The sequence below is a fragment of the Rhodanobacter sp. AS-Z3 genome (assembly GCF_029224025.1).
In the GTDB taxonomy this organism is placed as follows: domain Bacteria; phylum Pseudomonadota; class Gammaproteobacteria; order Xanthomonadales; family Rhodanobacteraceae; genus Rhodanobacter.
Window position 1 is genome coordinate 802,735 of sequence record NZ_CP119392.1, and the last position, 18,863, is coordinate 821,597.

Annotated in this window: 17 protein-coding genes and 1 tRNA gene; 3 read left to right on the forward strand and 15 right to left on the reverse strand. The window is 62.2% G+C overall.

All coding sequences use genetic code 11. The annotated features are described in order from the left end of the window. Nucleotides 1-23 precede the first annotated feature (23 nt). From dcm to dtd, 6 genes are all read right to left on the reverse strand, one after another. Complete coding sequence (gene dcm / locus PY254_RS03390) at nucleotides 24-1,448, reverse strand: DNA cytosine methyltransferase (RefSeq protein ID WP_281014069.1); 1,425 nt, start codon at nucleotides 1,446-1,448, stop codon at nucleotides 24-26. Further along, entirely contained in the window at nucleotides 1,358-1,795 is a 438-nt protein-coding gene (locus PY254_RS03395; RefSeq protein ID WP_281014070.1) for a very short patch repair endonuclease, read from the reverse strand. The genes dcm and PY254_RS03395 overlap by 91 nt, the downstream gene beginning before the upstream one ends. A gap of 71 nt (nucleotides 1,796-1,866) precedes the next feature. Beyond that, nucleotides 1,867-3,090, reverse strand: coding sequence for a tyrosine-type recombinase/integrase (locus PY254_RS03400; protein ID WP_281014071.1), 1,224 nt, complete (start codon nucleotides 3,088-3,090; stop codon nucleotides 1,867-1,869). Nucleotides 3,091-3,281: 191 nt separating this feature from the next. Continuing rightward, nucleotides 3,282-3,358: transfer RNA gene (locus tag PY254_RS03405), tRNA-Ile, on the reverse strand. Nucleotides 3,359-3,480: 122 nt separating this feature from the next. Next, nucleotides 3,481-5,361, reverse strand: coding sequence for an RNA polymerase sigma factor RpoD (gene rpoD / locus PY254_RS03410; RefSeq protein WP_281014072.1), 1,881 nt, complete (start codon nucleotides 5,359-5,361; stop codon nucleotides 3,481-3,483). 169 nt (nucleotides 5,362-5,530) lie between these two features. Then, complete coding sequence (gene dtd, locus PY254_RS03415) at nucleotides 5,531-5,971, reverse strand: D-aminoacyl-tRNA deacylase (RefSeq protein WP_281014073.1); 441 nt, start codon at nucleotides 5,969-5,971, stop codon at nucleotides 5,531-5,533. 249 nt (nucleotides 5,972-6,220) lie between these two features. On the opposite strand from dtd, the gene PY254_RS03420 reads away from it, so the two are divergent. Next, nucleotides 6,221-7,114: an LpxL/LpxP family acyltransferase gene (locus PY254_RS03420; protein WP_281015144.1), complete on the forward strand. Its 894-nt coding sequence runs from the start codon at nucleotides 6,221-6,223 to the stop codon at nucleotides 7,112-7,114. 178 nt (nucleotides 7,115-7,292) lie between these two features. Here PY254_RS03420 and PY254_RS03425 read toward each other — a convergent pair whose 3' ends face one another. The 9 genes from PY254_RS03425 to def form a co-directional block, all read right to left on the reverse strand. Next, the gene (locus PY254_RS03425; RefSeq protein WP_281014074.1) at nucleotides 7,293-7,607 is read right to left on the reverse strand and encodes a tetratricopeptide repeat protein; all 315 of its coding nucleotides are present in this window, start codon (nucleotides 7,605-7,607) and stop codon (nucleotides 7,293-7,295) included. Further along, entirely contained in the window at nucleotides 7,604-9,250 is a 1,647-nt protein-coding gene (locus PY254_RS03430; protein ID WP_281015145.1) for an ArnT family glycosyltransferase, read from the reverse strand. Before PY254_RS03430 ends, PY254_RS03425 begins: the two co-directional genes overlap by 4 nt. A gap of 206 nt (nucleotides 9,251-9,456) precedes the next feature. Next, nucleotides 9,457-10,272 carry a glycosyltransferase family 2 protein gene (locus tag PY254_RS03435; protein ID WP_281014075.1) on the reverse strand — a complete coding sequence of 272 codons (816 nt, stop codon included), beginning with the start codon at nucleotides 10,270-10,272 and terminating at the stop codon, nucleotides 9,457-9,459. Between the two features lie 68 nt (nucleotides 10,273-10,340). Then, entirely contained in the window at nucleotides 10,341-10,802 is a 462-nt protein-coding gene (locus PY254_RS03440; RefSeq protein ID WP_281014076.1) for an adenylyltransferase/cytidyltransferase family protein, read from the reverse strand. A gap of 70 nt (nucleotides 10,803-10,872) precedes the next feature. Next, a complete protein-coding gene (locus tag PY254_RS03445; RefSeq protein ID WP_281014077.1) occupies nucleotides 10,873-11,889 on the reverse strand; it encodes a CDP-glycerol glycerophosphotransferase family protein in 1,017 nt (338 codons plus the stop codon). Nucleotides 11,890-11,952: 63 nt separating this feature from the next. Continuing rightward, entirely contained in the window at nucleotides 11,953-13,290 is a 1,338-nt protein-coding gene (locus PY254_RS03450; protein WP_281014078.1) for an O-antigen ligase family protein, read from the reverse strand. Between the two features lie 175 nt (nucleotides 13,291-13,465). After that, a complete protein-coding gene (gene rsmB / locus PY254_RS03455) occupies nucleotides 13,466-14,773 on the reverse strand; it encodes a 16S rRNA (cytosine(967)-C(5))-methyltransferase RsmB (protein WP_281014079.1) in 1,308 nt (435 codons plus the stop codon). Further along, a complete protein-coding gene (gene fmt / locus PY254_RS03460) occupies nucleotides 14,770-15,711 on the reverse strand; it encodes a methionyl-tRNA formyltransferase (protein WP_281015146.1) in 942 nt (313 codons plus the stop codon). The genes rsmB and fmt overlap by 4 nt, the downstream gene beginning before the upstream one ends. 11 nt (nucleotides 15,712-15,722) lie before the next feature. Then, nucleotides 15,723-16,232: a peptide deformylase gene (gene def, locus PY254_RS03465; RefSeq protein ID WP_281014080.1), complete on the reverse strand. Its 510-nt coding sequence runs from the start codon at nucleotides 16,230-16,232 to the stop codon at nucleotides 15,723-15,725. 189 nt (nucleotides 16,233-16,421) lie between these two features. On the opposite strand from def, the gene PY254_RS03470 reads away from it, so the two are divergent. Further along, complete coding sequence (locus PY254_RS03470; protein ID WP_281014081.1) at nucleotides 16,422-17,549, forward strand: LysM peptidoglycan-binding domain-containing protein; 1,128 nt, start codon at nucleotides 16,422-16,424, stop codon at nucleotides 17,547-17,549. A gap of 80 nt (nucleotides 17,550-17,629) precedes the next feature. Next, nucleotides 17,630-18,799 carry a DNA-processing protein DprA gene (dprA, locus tag PY254_RS03475; protein ID WP_281014083.1) on the forward strand — a complete coding sequence of 390 codons (1,170 nt, stop codon included), beginning with the start codon at nucleotides 17,630-17,632 and terminating at the stop codon, nucleotides 18,797-18,799. Nucleotides 18,800-18,863: the final 64 nt, after the last annotated feature.

Sequence of the window (18,863 nt, forward strand, 5' to 3'; positions counted from 1 at the left end):
AACAAAACATCCGGCTTCGGTAGTTAATTTCTTTCTAGCAACCCGCTACGAAGTATTCCTGCCAGATGTTCCCCAATTGCCTTGGCCATCGGCACGGCGACCGCATTTCCTATTTGCGTGTATTTTGGGAGCTCGCGAAAATGGAGTCCTTCGAGCGGATTGCCTGCACGGCGGACACCACCAGTGGTGCGCTTACCCTTGAATTGGTACCAATCCGGGAAACCTTGCAGGCGCGCCCACTCTCGGACACTCAACGTACGGGGTTGCTCGAAATGCACGTAGTCGTCAGGCAGCGACGTGGCGGTGATCGTTGGTCCAGACAGCCCCCACTCCCTAGGAAGGACGCGCTGCGCGAATTTCTTCGTGGCTTCGACCTCATCCCCATGGATCATGGCGCGAAACTTTTCGATGATGTCGGAGCGATGTTTGCTGTACTCGTGCTCGGTGATGGGATCGCCTTTGCTGGCAACCTTGGTGCCGTCGGCCGATGTCCTGAAGTGCCGTTGCACCTCGCACATGGCTCTGGAGGGGTACCCCAGCGTCACGCCACCATTTTGGTGGAGCGGATCGACAAGGTCACCAAGGAGATCAATGATGCTCGGGGCCGAATCTGGCTGACCCCTGGGCAAGAATCCACCGGAGATGCCAGTCCCGTCGATTGTCTCGACTTCATCCTTGTAGGTTACGGATCCGGCGATGTCCCGCCGGATTCCAACCAGCACGATGCGCGGCCTGTTCTGCGCCACCCCATAGTTCTTGGCGTAGACCAATTCGGCAGCCAGCTTGTATTCGCCAATGCCTGCGAATGACTCCTTGACAGCCTTCCATATCTCTCCACTCTTGCCACCCTCTGTCCAACGGCCTGTCAGCAATCCTCGGACGTTCTCGAACACAAAGGCCCGGGGACGGAGTTGCCCGATGATCCGTGCCATGTCTTTGTATAGGTGGTTTGAAGGCAGGAGCTTCTTGTCCACGGCATACGAGCGCCGGTGTCCAATTCCGGAAAAGCCCTGGCAGGGTGGCCCGCCGACGATGAGGTCGATCTCGCCATGGTGGATGCCGAACTCAGATTTGAACCTGTCCTCAAGTTTCTGAACATGGTCCTTCTTGGCGATTCGCCGCGCGTCGGATGAGCTGAATGGATTCAGCCAGGTCTCCTTGTTCAGGTCACGCGCAAACCACTCATGTCGATCCATGCGGTTGGAGATGTATGTACCCCGCGCGTCCTTATTGAGCTCGTTGACGTAGATGGGTGTGAAGCCTGCCTGCTCGAGGCCCAGCCCAAAACCACCACATCCCGCGAACAAATCGACTACGCTTAAAAAGTTCTTCTGCAAGCGAAGGATCCCAAAGCTTTTTATTTTGCCACACTTGTCGACCTGGCTCGGATCTTCGATGCCAGCCGGGTGAGGGCCTTGTCCCGCGCCATCTTCGTCGACAGCTGACACTCCCAGATCTGGATGACCCGCCAACCACCCCTTCTAAGCGCGCGCCGGTTACGCTGGTCACGATCCTGATTGGCAGAGATCTTGTCCTTCCAGAACGAGGTGTTAGTAGCCGGCACCCTTCCACCCTGACAAGAATGGCCATGCCAGAAGCAGCCATCGACGAAGACAGTTGTCCCGTATTTTGGCAGGACTAGGTCCGGCCGACCAGGCAGCTCCTTTACATGTAAGCGATAACGAAAGCCCTGCTGATGGAGAAACTTGCGTACCAGCAATTCGGGCTTGGTGTTCTGGCCACGGATCCGCGACATTCGTTCGCTTCGTTCCGCAGCAGTCAGGAAGTCGGCCATCAAACTGTCTCTCCGCTAATTCACCGTCATTTGCTGGGGACGTCATTTGTGCGGCGGAGCTACTGCATTCATCAAGCCAGATGGTCGATCGGCAACATGATCTGGTAATCCCCCCGAAAAGTAGCTCTCAGTCCATCCAGATAGTCCGCCCATGCCTGCATCATCTTTCGGCGCTCGGCGAGATGCGCAGTGCGGTTGTAAGCGCGGCCGTTCGGGTCGCGCACCGCGTGGGCTAGCTGGTGCTCGATGTAATCTGGGCGAAAATGCAGCACTTCGTCCAATACCGTCCGTGCCATCGCGCGGAAGCCATGCCCGCTCATCGTCTCGTTGCTGAAACCCATGTAGCGCAGCGCGGCAGTCACTGTGTTTTCGGACATGGGGCGCTGCACACTGCGAACACCAGGAAATACGTACTCATGGCGTCCGGTAAGCGGGTGCAGCTCGCGCAGGATCGCTACCGCTTGCTTGGACAGCGGGACGAGGTGCGGTGTGTGGGTCTTGCTGGCGGTGTAACGCCATTCGGTGGCCTCTAGGTCAATGTCGGCCCATTGAGCCTTGCGAAGTTCGCCTGGACGCACAAACACCAGTGGGGCAAGTTTCAATGCTGCAACCGTAACGGGCGAGCCACTGTAGTTTTCGATGGCGCGCAGCAGTTCACCGATCTTTACCGGTTCGGTGATACTGGCGAAGTGCTTTGTCTGCGGTTGTTCCAGAGCGCCCGCAAGATCCCCGGCTGGGTTGCGTTCGAGGCGTCCGGTGGCGATGGCGTAGCGGAACACCTGCCCGGCGAGTCCGCGTGCGCGGTGAGCCGTTTCCACTATGCCGCGTTGTTCCAGTTTGCGTAATGCGGCCAGTAATCCGACGGCGGTCACTTCAGTTATTGGTAGGTTGCCGATGCTGGCCAGGTCTTTCTCGATCAGGCGGCGGGCGCGGATGACGCTGCCGGCTCCCATGCCCTCCTTCTCACGTTTGGCTAGAAACTCGGTAGCGATAGCTTCAAAAGTGTTCGCCGTATGTTCGGCCTGCAGGGCGCGCTGGGCGCGCGCGACATATGCCGGGTTTGCTCCACCTCTCAGCAAGGCACGTGCCTTGTCACGTTCTGCCCGTGCCTCGGCGAGCGACATAAATGGGTATTCGCCCAGCGTGATGATGCTGGCGCTGCCGGCGTGCCGATAGCGATAGCGCCAAGCCTTTGCTCCCGTGGGGCGAACTTCGATACACAGCCCGTTGGTATCAGCGATGCGGAAAGCACTTGCACGGGGCTTCAGTGCGCGCAGCTTGGTATCGGTCAACATGTGGAATCCCCGGTGTGAGTCAGTGGATTGTGAGTCAGTAGGGCTGGAAACACTGTAATGACTCACAGCCTGACTCACGTTTAAGTCGGATGCAATCGGATTCTCTCGGACAGTCAGAGACAACAAACCCCGCATTGCGCGGGGCTTTAAGAGGTTTCTCGGACTTACCCGGACACTCTAGGACATGTATTTGGTGGGCCCACCAGGACTTGAACCTGGAACCAGCGGATTATGAGTCCGATGCTCTAACCAATTGAGCTATAGGCCCTTGCAGGAGCGGCAGTTTAACGTAGCGGGCGCGGGTGCACACCACATCTTGTTCTTCTCTTGTTGCCGATAACGAAAAGCCCCGCATTGGCGGGGCTTTTCGGTCTTGCGATGCGCTGACGTTTACTCGACGTCGAGGAACGAGCGCAGCTGTTCGGAACGGCTGGGGTGACGCAGCTTGCGCAGGGCCTTGGCTTCGATCTGGCGGATGCGCTCGCGGGTGACATCGAACTGCTTGCCGACTTCTTCCAACGTGTGATCGGTATTCATGTCGATGCCGAAGCGCATGCGCAGCACTTTCGCTTCACGCGGGGTCAGCCCGGCGAGCACGTCGCGCACGGTTTCCATCAGGCCGGTCTCGGTGGCCGAATCAACCGGCGAGCTGGCGTTGCCGTCTTCGATGAAGTCGCCCAGGTGGGAGTCCTCGTCGTCGCCGATCGGGGTTTCCATCGAAATGGGTTCCTTGGCGATCTTCAACACCTTGCGGATCTTGTCCTCGGGCATCTCCATTTCCTTGGCCAGTTCTTCCGGCGTGGCCTCGCGGCCGAACTGCTGGAGCATCTGACGGGAAATGCGGTTCAACTTGTTGATCGTCTCGATCATGTGCACCGGGATGCGGATGGTGCGTGCCTGGTCGGCGATCGAGCGGGTGATCGCCTGGCGAATCCACCAGGTGGCATAGGTCGAGAACTTGTAGCCGCGACGGTATTCGAACTTGTCCACGGCCTTCATCAGGCCGATGTTGCCTTCCTGGATCAGGTCGAGGAACTGCAGGCCGCGGTTGGTGTACTTCTTGGCGATGGAGATGACCAGGCGCAGGTTTGCCTCGACCATTTCCTTCTTGGCGCGGCGGGCTTTCGCCTCACCACTGGCCATGGCGCGGTTGATGTCCTTGATGTCGATCAGCGGCAGAAACAGCTTGCGCTCGATGGCAGCGAGCTTTTCCTGCTCGGCGTCGATGGCTTCGCGGTGATTCTTGATGTTCGGCGACCACTTCTGACGCTTGCGACCCAGCTCGGCCGCCCACTCGAGGTTGCCCTCGTTGCTGGGGAAGGTCTTGATGAACTCGGCCTTCGGCATCTTCACCTGCTTGACGAAGATGTCGAGCAGCACACGCTCGTGGTGGCGGATGTCGCCGACCACTTCGCGCAGCTTGCGCACGAAGCCGTCGATCAGCGCGCTGGGCAGCTTGAGCTTGAGGAATTCCTCGGCCATCTGGTCGCGCAGCTTGACGATCTTCTTGTCGAGGATGCTGTCGGCTTTCGGCGCGGCCTTCTGGAACTTGCCGTAGTACTCGCGCAGCAATTCCATGCGGCGCTTGACCTCTTCCGGGTCCGGACCGGTCGGGCCGGCTTCTTCCTCTTCTTCGGAAGCATCGTCGTCGTCTTCCTCACCCTCTTCGCCTTCCTCGACTTCAGGGGCGAGCAGGGCGGCGGCTTCCTTTTCCTTGCGGGCAAGGTCGGCGGCTTCTTCCAGGTCGAGGAAGCCGGCCAGGATTTCGCTGAGGCGGCGCTTGCCGTCCAGGTGCTGGTCGTATTCTTCCAGCAACAGTTCGATGGTCAGCGGGAAGCTGGCCAGCGCGGTTTGCACCTGGCCAAGGCCTTCTTCGATACGCTTGGCGATGGCGATTTCGCCTTCGCGGGTCAGCAGCTCGACCGTACCCATCTCGCGCATGTACATGCGCACCGGGTCGGTGGTGCGGCCAACTTCGGCGTCGACGGCGGAAAGCAGGGCAACGGCTTCTTCGGCGGCGGAATCGTCATCGCCTGAGCCGCCACCTGGAGCGGCGCCATCGGAGATGGTGTCGGTATCGGGGGCGGCGTCATGGACTTCGATGCCGACGCCCTTGAGCACCGCCATGATGTCTTCGATCTGCTCCGCATCGACGACGTCGTCGGGGAGGTGGTCGTTGATCTCGGCGTAGGTCAGGTAGCCCTGTTCCAGGCCCTTGGCGATCAGCGCCTTGATTTCAGACTGTTGCTCATGGGGAGCTTTGCTATTCATTCACCGACCGCCGCAAGGTTCAAGAACCGGACATTATAGCGATGTGCTGCTTTTTTAACCAGTTTCAAGTAAGAGTAAGGATGCAATTCGGTACGCAAAAATCGCGCCAAATCGCGTAGTTGCCGAGTATCTGCTGGCATCAAGCGTGTTCGCGCCGGACGCCGGTGACTTAGCCGGTGTCGAGCCAGAAAGTGACCGGGCCATCGTTCACCAGTTGCACCACCATATGGGCACCGAAGCGCCCGGTTTCCACCCCCGGATGCGCGGCGCGTGCCGCTGCCAGCAGGTGGTCAAACCAGCGTCGGCCATGTTCGGGCGGCGCGGCGCGGGTGAAGCTGGGGCGCATGCCGGAGCGGGTGTCGGCGGCGAGGGTGAACTGGCTGACCAGCAGCAGGCCGCCGCCGGTGTCGCTCAGCGAACGATTCATCTTGCCGTTCTCGTCGGCAAATACACGGTAGCCAAGCAAGCGTTCCAGCATGCGTCTGGATTGCGCTTCGCCGTCATCCGGCTGCACGGCCACCAGTGCCAGCAGACCGGGGCCAATCGCGCCGACCACGTCGTCATCGACGCGGACGCTGGCGGACAGAACGCGCTGGATCAGGGCAATCATGATGGCGTGCGGAGGAAGGAGCGCCTGGGAGTGTGGGCGGTAGAAACCACGCGTGCGAGGCAGGGAGGATTTGAGTCTGGTTTTTCGATCATGTGAGGCGCATAGCCTTCGCTATTTAACGAAAAAGAGCGGAAAAGCTGGCCAAAATCGCGATGCCGCAGCCGCTTGCGTTTCTGCCGCCCACACGCCTAGCTTACGGTGCCGCCGCGAACGGTGAAAGATGCGCGGGTGCTCCCGTACACTGCGCGCATGCGTATCGACATGTATCTGATCTACCTCGTGCTGCGTCTCCTCGCGCTGCTGCCTCTGGGCATGCTGCATCGCATCGGCGCCGGTTTTGGGCGGTTGCGATGTCGGCTGCGTGGTCGCAGGGTGCGCATCACGGCGACCAATCTGCGTATTGCACGACCGCTGTTGACCGACGCCGAGCAGGCCAGCCTGCTGCGTCAGGCGATGGCCGAGAACGGCAAATCGGCTAGCGAGATCATCAAGATCTGGGGTGGTGGCGCGGAGTCCGCGCTGACGCTGGTGCGCGAGGTTCGCGGCGAGCCATTGTTTGATGCCGCGCTGGCGGCAGGCAAGGGCGTGATCATCGCCGCGCCGCACCTGGGTTGCTGGGAGCTGTTGAATTACTGGCTGTGTCGCAAGACGCCGATGGCAATTCTTTACCGGCCACCACGCATCGCGGCGATCGAGGGGTTGCTGCGCAAAGTGCGGGGGGCGCTGGCGCCGGAACAAGTGCGTGCCGATGGCGCGGGCGTGCGCACCTTGTACAAGCGGCTGGCAGCGGGCGCCACGGTAGGCATTCTGCCGGATCAAAAGCCGCGCGCTGGCGAAGGCGAGTTCGCACCGTTCTACGGCCGCAATGCCTTGACCATGGTGTTGCTGCCGCGACTGGCGGCACGAACGGGGGCCACCGTGCTGTACGCGTTTGCCGAGCGTTTGCCGAACGGCGCCGGGTTTCGCATCCATCTGCTGCCGGCACCCACCGGGATTGCCGATGCCGACCCGGCGGTTGCCTGTCGTGCGCTCAATCAGGGAGTGCAGAATTGTGTGGAGCTGGCGTTCACGCAGTATCAGTGGCAATACCGGCGTTATTCCGCGGTGGGCCTGGTCAATCCCTACGATGGAGCAGGGTCGTAGGGCGAAACCGCAAACGTGGGACGTGCCGGAGCAGCATCACCGGCAAGCGGGCCAGGGCGGTTTCGTTCGGCGGGAACCGTCCGTCGGCTTTTCGGTACGCTGCGATGCGATGGGCTCGGAAGAGCGGCGGGCACTGCCCGCCCTACGGTTTGCCAATGCTTGATGTTGAGTCGTGGGTCTACGACAGACGACGCAGAAAAACGGTCATTTCCTTTTCGGCCTGTTTGTCGCCGCGCTGCGCTGCCGCAGCGATGCCGCTATGCCAGGCCGCTGCCGCTGCGCCGTCATCGCCGCTGGCCTGGCAGGCTTTGCCCAGCAGCTTCCAGGCGGCCGAGTACGTTGGGTCGAACTCGGTAGCCTTGCGCAGTTCTTCGATCGCAGCGGCGTGCTCGCCTTCGGTGAGCAGGGCGCTGCCCAGGGAAAAGCGCAGCAGCGCGCCGTCGCGTGGGCCGCCACATTGCTTGCGCAAGTTGGCGAGCTGCGCGTTGCTCATGGCTGGGATTGTGTGCGCCGACCGTCGGCCGGGTAGACGCGGGTGGGTTGCGCGGGCTCGGGTGGGGTTTGCCCGCTACGCAGGTCGGCCAGTGCAACGGCAGGCCACACTTCCAGCCAGGACGAACGGAACGGCTGCACCAGCAGTGCGTAGCGCAGTGCATTGGCGTCGGTCTGGTCCACGCGCCGTACGATCAGGCCATCGGGGTGGGCGCGGGAAAAGGCCAGGATCTCCTGGTCCTGCACGACCGGATTGCCGAACAGTTCCTTGATGGGTCGCGTCAGCCGACCTTCAAAATGGAACTGGCCCTCGTAATTGCCGAGGAAGGCAATCGCCCGACCCGCCTGGTCGGCGGCGCCGAGCAACTGCGACGTCGGACGTACGTCGTAGCGCGGCCAGATGGTCAGCGTGATCAGCGTATTGATCGCCAGCACGCCGATCAGGCCAGCCACGGCCAGTCGGCGCAGTTCACCGCGACCACGCAGCAGCACCAGCGCACCCAGCAGCAGGAACACCACGCTGAAATAGCGACTATAGGGTGCAGCGACTGCCAACCAGGCGCCCAAGGCACCATGAAAGTGCTGGCTCGCCGCCAGTTGCGGCAGCACGAACAGCGCCACCGCGGCCACGAAGCTGCCTGCTGCCAGTGGCCACGTGCCCAGCCAGCTGTTGCTGGCCAGCAGCGGCTGGCGCTCGCGCAGCAGGGCGATTGCGGCGGCCATCAGCAGTGCCATGCCGCCCAGTTCCGGCAACGGATAGTAGGGCTGTTTGCCGCTGATCAGCGAGAGCACGATGAAGGTCGGCAGCAGCCAGCACAGCGCGAAGCGCAGACCGGATTCCAGCGGCCGGCGCAGGCTGGCTACGGCAACCCACATGCGTGGCCAGCCGGTGAACGGAAACAGCATGCCCGGCAGCCACAGCAGGTAGAACCAGAACGGCTCCGCGTGGTTCTGCAGGTTCTTGCCCTCGGCCAGTTTGTCGACCACCCGGCCAGCGGTCTGGGTGAAGAACAGTCGTTGCCGGTATGCCTCACCCCCGGCGAATCCGGCCGGCAGCGCCCATGCCAGCAGCATGGCACCGCCGAGCAACACCGCCAGCACACCGCGGCCGTACCAGCGACCGCGATGCAGCCTGGCCCAGTCATTCCACAGCGGACCGAGCAGCCACGGGAACACGATGTGCAGCAACATCACCGGACCTTTGGTCAGCAGGCCGAAGCCGATGCACAGGCCGAACAGCAGCCAGCGCGGTTCGGCCCGCTGCGGTTTCGGCGTCAGGCACAACAGCGCGGCCAGCACCCACGTCGCCAGCAGTACGTCGTACATGATCTGCAGGCCGAACAGGAAGGCGAAGCCGAACGCCAGCAGCATCCACGCCGCCGCCTTGGCCATCCACGGCCGATCGGGGAACAGACGCCGCGCGAGCAGCGAGATCAACACCAGCTGGGTGCCACCAAACAGCACCTCGAGTACGCGCGGCCAGACGTCGCTGACGCCGAAAGCCCACCAGCCCGCCTGGATCATCCAGAACAGCAACGGTGCCTTCTCGCTGTACGGTTCGCCATTGATGTGTGGCACCAGCCAGTGCCCGTGGCACCACATGTCCCACGCCACCGCCAGCGTGCGGGTGGAGTACAGCGGCATCGGTCCATGCGAGAAGATCGCCAGCAAAGCCACCACGGCCCATAGCGGCAGCCATGGCCACAGCCCACGCAGGTGTTCGAAGCGACTGTTGATGCGCGATAGCGGCACGGAGGACTCTTGGTGTGGAGGCGACGAGGCCATTCTAGCGGCTGCCGCCCACCCTGCGGATCAGTCCGGCAACCAGTAACGATGCGGCGGTAACGCGCTCAGCGATCCAGTTCGTGTTGCGTCAGCTTGCCGGCAGCGAGCTCCATGGATTCGGGATTACGGCACATCTCGTAGTAACGCATGCGTTTGTAAACCGCATACGCGGCATTCGTCTGGGCGACCACGAAGCCACGCCAGCCATCCAGCGCGGCCAGACGGAACACGTAGTCCTTGATGAAGCTGCTGGCGAACACCAGTGGGCAATCCCACATCCGTGGCGAACGTTTGTGCTGGTGCCAGTCGCGTGCCTTCAGTTCGGCATAGCGCAAGACCTTGAGTCCCTTGTGCACCAGGGTCGGGTTGTTCACATGTTCGAACGGTGACTGCAGCAGCGCTTGCGGGCCATTCCAGGTCAGCGATTCGTGCACCCGCACATCACGCCAGCGCGCCCGCTCGCGGTGGTATAGCCGATTCAATTTCTCGCCCACCATCGGGCGATACCAGCGCATCGGTGCGCCCATGTACAGGGTGCGTCGGCGCAAGGTGACCACGGCGGTGTCCGAGGCCATGACCTCGGGAAGTCGCCGCTCCATCTCGCTGATCAACTCCGGCGAAAGGTATTCGTCGGCATCCAGCGCCAGCACCCAGTCATGCTGGCATTGGGTGGTGCCGAAATTGCGTTGCGGGCCGAAACCCAGCCAGTCCTGCTGCACCACGCGCGCGCCGTGCCGCATGGCAATCTCGTCGGTGCCGTCGGTGCTGCCGCAATCGATTACCAGTTTCTCGGCGGCAAACGGCACGCTGTCCAGGCAACGAGCAATGCTGGCAGCTTCGTTGTGGGTCATGACCACGAGGCTCAACGGAAGTTTTGGCATGTATCCACCTGGTGATGCTGAATTTCGTTGCTCGCGGGAAAGCGGTGTGGGTGCACGGGCCTGGCTTGCTAGTCGAAGCGGTCAATGATTGTGGAAAGGATGCCCAACGCCTGCTTCAATTCGTCGATATGGGTCTTGTCCAGCACGCTCAACAGCTTCTTCATGCTGGTGCTGGACACGTCGTCGGTGCGGGGCAGATAGACGACCTCGCAACAATCGCGCAGCGCGTCAAACTTGCCAGACCAGTCGTTGCCCATGCCGAAGATCGACACATCATGCTTTTCGATGTCGCCGCGCTTCTGCTCCCAGTGGGTTTCCGGAATGGCCAGATCCACGCACTTGATGTTTTGCACGATGCGCAGCCGGTCCTCGAAGCGAACCACGGTCTGCTTGCCTTTGCTGGCGTTGAATTCGTCAGTGGACACGCCCACCAGCAGGTAGTCACCCAGATCTTTCAGCCGCTGCAGAAGATTCAGATGACCGATGTGGAACAGATCGAACGTGCCATAGGTGAGTACCACTTTGTTCATCGTTTTGCCTTTGGATGCCGCGCAATAACCGGCCTGAACATCGACGCAGAGCCTACATGGTCTGGTGCGTCTACCGGGGCAATTCGCGCCAGTACTTGAAGCGCCGCAACAGACTCCACGGCTTGCGCCGCAAGCCAGTCCGCCCTTCGACCAGCATGGCTTCGACGGCGTCGAGCACCCGCTCACTCGAACGGCCGTCGCGGTAGGGATGCATCTGCTCGGCGTAATGGTCGCGCGCCTGCCGCGAGGGATCTCGTCCCTCCAGCACATCCCGCAACGCGCGCTCGAGCTCCTCCGGCGTATCGACGTTGACCAGATGCGGCCCCGGCATGCGGTTGCGGAAGGCGACGACCGGTTTGCCCAGCAGCATGAATTCTGCGGCGGCCGACGAGGTATCGGTGAGCATCACGTCAGCCTGGTGCAGCAGCGGCAACAATGCCGTGCTTGACGAGATCTCGAAGTTCTTTCCGTGGATCGCCCGGATCGGCGCGGCGAATTCACTGGCCATCTTGGGATGGAACTTCACCGTCCAGTGCCAGTCCCGTCGAGCCACGATGCCGGCGATCGCTTCGGCCAGCGCGGGTGCCGAGGTCATCGATGGACTGAACGTTGGCGCGTAGAGAATGTGCTTGCGCTCATCGGTGGTCGCGGCGACTGGAAAGTTGAACAAGGTGTCCATCTTCGGCCAACCGGTTTCGACCACCTTGAACCATCCGTGCTGCTCGGCCAGTCGCAGGAAGGGATCAGTGGTCAACGGGCCGAACGTGCAAAACAGATCGAACATCCCGCGGATGCGGAAGTGGCCCTTTTTCTCGATACCAAAACCGTGGAACACCTGCACTTTCAGGCCGGGAAACGACAACGGCACTTCATTGCCCGGAGCAAACACCGCGTCGGGCTGGAAGGCCTGCACCTCGCCCACGGAGCGCAACTGGCGCTCGTCCTGCTGGAGTGAGTCGACCGACAACCCATTCAGGAACCAGGCCACCTCCGCACCACGTGCCCTTGCAGCCTGTTGCAGCGGCCGCAGGATTTCAAAGGCATAGGACTGTTCCACGAAAAACAGGTAATGACGCGGTTTCGACATGAGACATCCATAGCGCAGTGCAATGCCAGTGGCTGGTTGTTGGTCCGTCCGGACGCGTCGATTCTAGTCGGTCTGCTTTTGCTCGATCACGGGAGGCGTGCCGTTCGGCAGGGCGAGTCGACCGCCATGTGCTCTCCCCCAATGAGCGTTTTCAGGTCGGTCCGTGCGCATGTTCAAGCGCCGCGCGATCAGCAAGGCGAGGCCGCTGATGGTGAAAAAATAGAAGGATTGCGGCATCACCCGATAGAACACGCTATCGGTCAAGGCGCATAGTACGTAAAGACCAATCACGGCCATGCCGGCAGCGGCAGGCAATCCCACGCCGTCGTCGCTGTCGCGCACGTGTCGTGCGAAGTAGCGTAGTGGCACCAGGAAAACCAGCAACAGCACCAGAACACCCGGAATGCCGCCGCTGGACGCTGCCTGCAGGTATTGATTGTGCGGCTGGTTGTAGCCCGCAATGATCGGGCTGCTGCGGCCAGCCTGGATCTCGGTGCGCGCATATTCTTCGAACTGGTTTGGCCCGATGCCCGTCAGCGGGTGTTCGACGAAGGCGTGGCTGGCAGTGCGCCACATGGCCAATCGCTCGCGCACGGCACCCGGGGTCTGGTCGTGGTGCTCGAACGTAGCCACTTCCGGACGGATCGACTCGAAGCGGGCAAGCAAGCTTCCATGCAGAACGAAGGCGGTGACACAGGCAAGGCAACAAAACCCGCCAACCATAAGCAGGGAGCGGCGCCAGCGGCCCGTGCGCCAGCTCTGCAAGAACAGCAAAAACACCGCCATCGGGAGGAACGCCAGCAAGGGGCCGCGGCTTTGTGTCAGCAAGGCTCCGAACAAGCTCAGCAATACCGCTGTTGCATGCAGTATTTTTTCCGCCGTGCAAGCCATGCTGTGGAACAACTGCGACATCGCCAGCAGACTCAATCCGAGCAGTACCGTGGCCAGCGCAATCGAAGCGGACGCGCCGCCATTCAAACCATACGGACGGTCGATATCCAGCACGCTGAACTGAATCACACAAATCAGGCCAAGCGTCGCCGCGGTCAGGCTGAAGCCTGCCCAGACCAGGGACATTCGCAAGGGTAGGGCGAACGCAGCTGCCGCGACCAGATACAGCAGCAGATGGGCGGGGCTATCCAGCGGTCGCCAGCCACTGTGGTGCAGGGTGGCGTTGATGATCATGAAGAGTGTCATCGCCAGGATTGCCCACACGACGGACGACGCGCTGCGATAACTGTCACGTACCTGACGAAAACGCGCGATGCTCGCCAGGCCGGCAAGAAAAAGGGCTGCTGCCGGGAGTGCCTTGAGGCGTATGTCGATCGAAACCGACAGTGGTACCAAGGCGACCAGAATCGACAGGGTCCAGCCCTTCCATGAATTCAGTGTTGCTTGCATGGGGCGTCCTTTTTCATGCGAGTGAGGTAGCGCCGACACGACTCCCCCACGGCTTTTTCAACATGAGCAAAAGCTAGCTCATCACAGCTGAGCTGAACCTAATCGGAGAGCAGGAATCCAGCGCCACTTTTCGTTTGTGAAAACAGCAGTGGCGTGGGGGGTGGACGCGCTGGGTTCATCCGTGAATCCGCTTCGCCAGCACGGCGTAATACATGCCATCAAGGTCGCCGTCGCCGGGCAGGATCTGCCAGCCGACCGCGGCAGGCTGTCCCGCTGGCAGCTTGAACGTCACGGCTTCAGCGTCGGCCTGGCTGGCCAGCAGCTCGTCCACGATGACCTCGTTTTCCGCGCGCAGCACCGAGCAGGTGATGTAAATCAGTCGTCCACCCGGTGCCAGCAGCGGCCACAGCGCGGAGAGGATGCGTCGCTGCTGTGCGTGCATGTTGGAAATGTCGCTTTCGCGTCGGTGCAGGCGCACGTCAGGTCGGCGGCGCAGAACGCCGGTGGCCGAACACGGTGCGTCAATCAGGATGCGATCGAACGGCTGGCCTTTCCACCAGCCCGCCGGGGCACCGGCGTCACCGATAACCACCTTGGCATTCAGGCGCAACCGCATCAGGTTTTCACGGATGCGCTCGGCGCGTGGTGCGTCGAATTCCAGCGCGGTCAGGTCGATGTTGGCGCGCTCGAGCAGGTGACACGCTTTGCCGCCTGGCGCGGCGCAGGCATCCAGTACGCGCAAGCCGTCGTGCAGCTCCGCCAGATCGGCGGCGACCTGGGCGGCGCCATCCTGCACCGCGAACCAGCCGTCTTCAAAGCCGGGCATGCGGGTGACGTCGGCGCTGTGTGGCAGGACCAGCGCATCGGCCAGCCACGGATGCGGCAAGGCGGCGTAACCGGCAGCATTCAACTGTTCGATCAGCGCATTGCGCTCGCTGCGCTGGCGATTGACCCGCAGCATCAGCGGCGGCTCGCCGTTATCGGCGGCCATCACTGCTTCGGCTTGCTCGGGCCAGTCACGCTGCAAGGCATTGGCCAGCCATTGGGGGTGCGAATGGCGGGTTTGTGCTTTGGCGTCGAGTTGAGTCAACAGAGTTTCGCGTTCGCGCTGCCAGCGGCGCAGCACGGCGTTGACCAGGCCGGCCAGTTGCGGGCGCTTCAGCGCGCGCACGGCTTCGACCGTGGCGGCCACGGCGGCGTAATCCTGCAGTTCCAGAATTTCCAGCTGGACCATGCCGAGCACCAACAGGGCATGCACGGCCGGGTCCTTGTGCCGGAGCGACTTTTCCAGCAAGCCGTCGACCGCGGCGTCGAAGCGCAACCACCAGCGCGCACCTTCACTGAGCAGTGCCATCAGCAGCGCGCGATCGCGCGGATCGGCCAGCTTCGGCGCGTCACGCTGCATGACTTCGCGCAGTGAGGCGCCGCGCATCGCGATTTCGGCAAGGCCCCGGGCCGCCAGGGCGCGCGTGTCGGTTTTCATGGTGCCCGCCGCAATTCGGGTCGTGCGTTGAGATAGTCGACCGCACTGATGCGCTTGCCGCCAGCACGCTGTACCGCGTTGATGCGCAACACGCCGGAGCCACAGGCCAGGTCGATGCCATGGCGCCCGGCGCTCAGCACGTCGCCGGGTTGCCCGTGGTGATCCTGGGCGATTGCCTTGGCTGCCCATATCCGCAAGGTCTCGCCGGCGATTTCGCCCTCGGCTACCGGCCACGGATCGAAGGCGCGTACCTGCAACTCCAGCGCCATCGCTGGACGGCTGAAGTCGAGCTTCGCTTCAGCCTTGTCCAGCTTGTGCGCGTAGGTCACGCCATCTTCGGATTGCGGCGACGCCGACAGTGTCTCGCCGGCCAGTGTGCGGCGCAGGCCTTGAGCCAGCACGTCGGCGCCAAGTTGTGACAGGCGGTCGTGCAGCGAGCCACCGGTGTCTTCGCCATGGATGGGCGTTCGCCGTTGCAGCATCACCGGGCCGGTATCCAGGCCGGCTTCCATTTGCATCAGGTCGACGCCGCTCTCGCTGTCGCCAGCCAGAATCGCGCGCTGGATCGGCGCGGCGCCGCGCCAGCGTGGCAGCAGGCTGGCGTGCACGTTCCAGCAGCCGAGTTGCGGAATTGCCAACACCTTGCGCGGCAGGATCAGGCCGTAGGCAACCACGACCAGCAGATCGGGTTGATACGCGGCCAGCGCCTGCTGCACTTCGCTGGATTTCAGCGACTCCGGTTGCTCGACGGTGATGCCGGCATCCAGCGCGGCTTGCTTGACCGGACTGGGGGTCAGCCTGCGGCCGCGTCCTGCCGGACGGTCGGGTTGGGTGTAGACGGCCACCACCTCGGCGCCACTGGCGCGGCAGGCCTCCAGGCAGGGCACGGAGAATTCGGGCGTGCCGGCGAAGAGGATGCGCAAGCCCGGTTCAGCCAGAGCAGTGCCGTTCAAGCACCAACCGCCTGCTTGCGGTGTTTTTCCAGGCGCTTCAGCAACAGCGCGCGCTTCAATGGCGACAGGTAGTCGACGAACACCTTGCCCTCCAGATGATCCATCTCGTGCTGGATACATACCGCCAGCGGACCTTCAACCTCGATGATGACTTCCTTGCCGTCGGCATCCTGCGCCTGCACCTTCACGGCCAGCGCGCGCGTCACGTCGGCATACAGGCCGGGAAAGGACAGGCAGCCTTCCTGATAAACCTGCGAACCATCCTTCTCGAGGATGCGGGCGTTGATCAACACCAGCGGCTCATTGCGTTCGTCGCTCATGTCGGCCACCAGCACGCGCTGGTGCACGTTCACCTGGGTAGCGGCCAGGCCGACGCCATTGGCGGCATACATGGTTTCATACAGGTCGGCCACGAACTGCTTCAGCTTCGCGTCGAACACGGTCACCGGCTCGGCACGGGTGCGCAGGCGCGGATCGGGGAACTCAAGAATGGATAACAGGGACATGGAATCTCACCTCGGCACCGAAAATGCGGGCGATTTGGTAAAAATCACCCTCGGAGCCATCTAGAATGTGTCTCATTGTACGTCGGCAAGCATCCGAGCGCAGACGATTTTTGCCAACTGGCACCTGTTGCGCGCGTTAACCATTCGGTTACACTCGACCGAGCATCTGGGGAAGGGGGATTCCCACCAATGATCAAGAAAATTATCGTGTTGCTGGCCGGTATGCTGGTCACTGTGGCGGTCTATGCAGCGGGAGCTCAGCTTCGTGCCGACCACCCCGACAGCTACACCGTCCGTCGTGGCGACACGTTATGGGCCATTTCTGCCAAGTTCCTGGCCAAGCCATGGCTGTGGCCGGAGATCTGGCAGGCCAACCCGCAGGTGCGCAACCCGCATCTGATCTATCCGGGTGACGTGCTCAACCTGTCATTCATCAATGGCCCGCACCTTGGTCTGCAGCCGAGTGTCCGTCGCGAAGGCGATGCGATCCCGGCGATCCCCCTGTCCGAACTGAAAATGTTCCTCAAGGACATGCGGGTGATGGATTCAAATGCGGTCAGTTCGGCGCCTTACGTGGTGGGTCTCGAAGAATCCCGTCTGCGTGGCGCTGTTGGCCAGAACCTTTACGTTCGCGGTTTGCAGGGTGACGCTGGCCAGCGCTGGGCCATCGTGCGGCCGACCCACGTGTTTCGTGGTTTCGAGCAGGGTGACCCGAAGGACGCCGAGAACGGCATCGTTGCCCACGACATGGACAGCAATGCGGCGATGGTCAATGCGCCGTGGAGTGAAAACTCCCGCAACGACGGCCACTACGGCAAGGGCGACGACCTGGGTGTCGAAGTCAGCGTGATCGGCACCGCCGAGACGCTGCGCACGGGTGATCCGGCAACCTTGCTGCTGTTGGACGCGACCAAGGAGATCCGCAGTGGCGACCGCGTCATGCCGATCGACGACGCGCCGTACGACGCGTACTACTACCCGCATGCAGCCAAGTCGATCCCGAACAACGCCAAGGTGATTGGTCTTGCCGATGCGATGGTTGCGGCCGGTCCGCAGCAGGTGGTGATGCTGTCAGTGGGTTCGCGCGATGGCATCGACAACGGCAGCACCTTTGCGGTGTTCCAGCCAGGCGAAACGATCCACGACGACGTGGCCAGCAACAGCATGCGCCGCAGCTTTGGCGAGAAGGTCAAACTGCCCGACGAATATCTCGGTCATGTCATGGTGTTCCGCACCTTTGACCGAGTCAGCTACGGCCTGGTCATGGACAGCCTGCGCCCGATCAGCATTGGCGCCAAGTTGACCACGCCGCAATAAGGCACAACGGCATTTGCCTACACGACGGCGCGGTCATCACCGCGCCGTTTTCTTTGCCCGCTGCTTCGTACACTGCTCACATGACCATGGATGATCTGGAAGAGCTGCGCGCGTGGCTGATTGCCTTGCGGACACCGAACTTCGGGCCGGGTGGTCTGCGTGCGCGCCTGGATGCAGCGAATGGTGACATCCAGACGGCACTTGAGCAGCTGCGACGGCATGCGGCATCGCTGGAGGCGCCTGCGCAGGCTTGGCTGGCGCATCCCGACCAGGGGCAGCTGGACGCGGATCTTGCGTGGCTGGCCGAGCCTGGCCATTGCCTGCTGCGCTGCACGGAAGCGGATTTTCCGCCATTGCTGGAAAACATTCCGCAGCCGCCAGCGGCATTGTTTGTTGTCGGCGACAGCAGCCTGCTGCTGTATCCACAGGTGGCTGTGGTTGGCGCGCGTGCCGCCAGCAGCAGCGGTCGGGCGCATGCAAGGGCGTTTGCGATGGCGCTGGCCGATGCGGGGTTTGCCATCACCAGTGGCATGGCCGACGGTATTGATGGGGCGGCCCATCTGGCCGCGCTCGACGCGGGTGCAAAGACACTGGCCGTTATCGGCACCGGACCGGATCGGGTCTACCCACGCAAGCACCACGCGCTGGCCCGACGCATAGCGGCCGAAGGCGCGATGGTCAGTGAATTCCCGCCCGGCACGGCAGCTCGTCCGGACCATTTTCCGCGGCGTAACCGGATCATTTCCGGCCTGTCGCTGGGTACCCTGGTGATCGAAGCGGGCCTGAATTCCGGCTCGCTGATTACAGCGCGTCTGGCCGCTGAACAGGGGCGTGAAGTATTCGCCCTGCCCGGATCCATCCACGATCCATTGGCTCGTGGCTGCCACCGACTGATCCGTGACGGCGCGCGCCTGGTAGAGACTGCGGCGGAAATTATCGAGACATTGGCGCCCGCAGCGTGCATGCTTGGCGGTGAATTGGCTGCTCGGCTCAGTTCCGCTGAGGTCAGTGGAGAGGCCTTTTCGGAGGCCGCCAAAGGCTCGGAATGCGGCCTCTCACTCGCGCACAACGATCCAGAATATCGACTGCTTTTGACGGAACTTGGCCACGCTCCGGCGACGTTGGACGAACTTGTGCAGCGTACCGGGCAGTCAGCCAGCGTACTTTCGTCGATGCTCTTGATGCTGGAGCTGGACGCCCGGGTAGAGAGCCTGGCGGGCAACCGCTACCAGCGTCTACCCGATCGGTAGAGTCGGCCCGCCACGCGACCGGGCTTGACAGCAGCCGGCGGCGCGTGGTTTCAACTATATATAT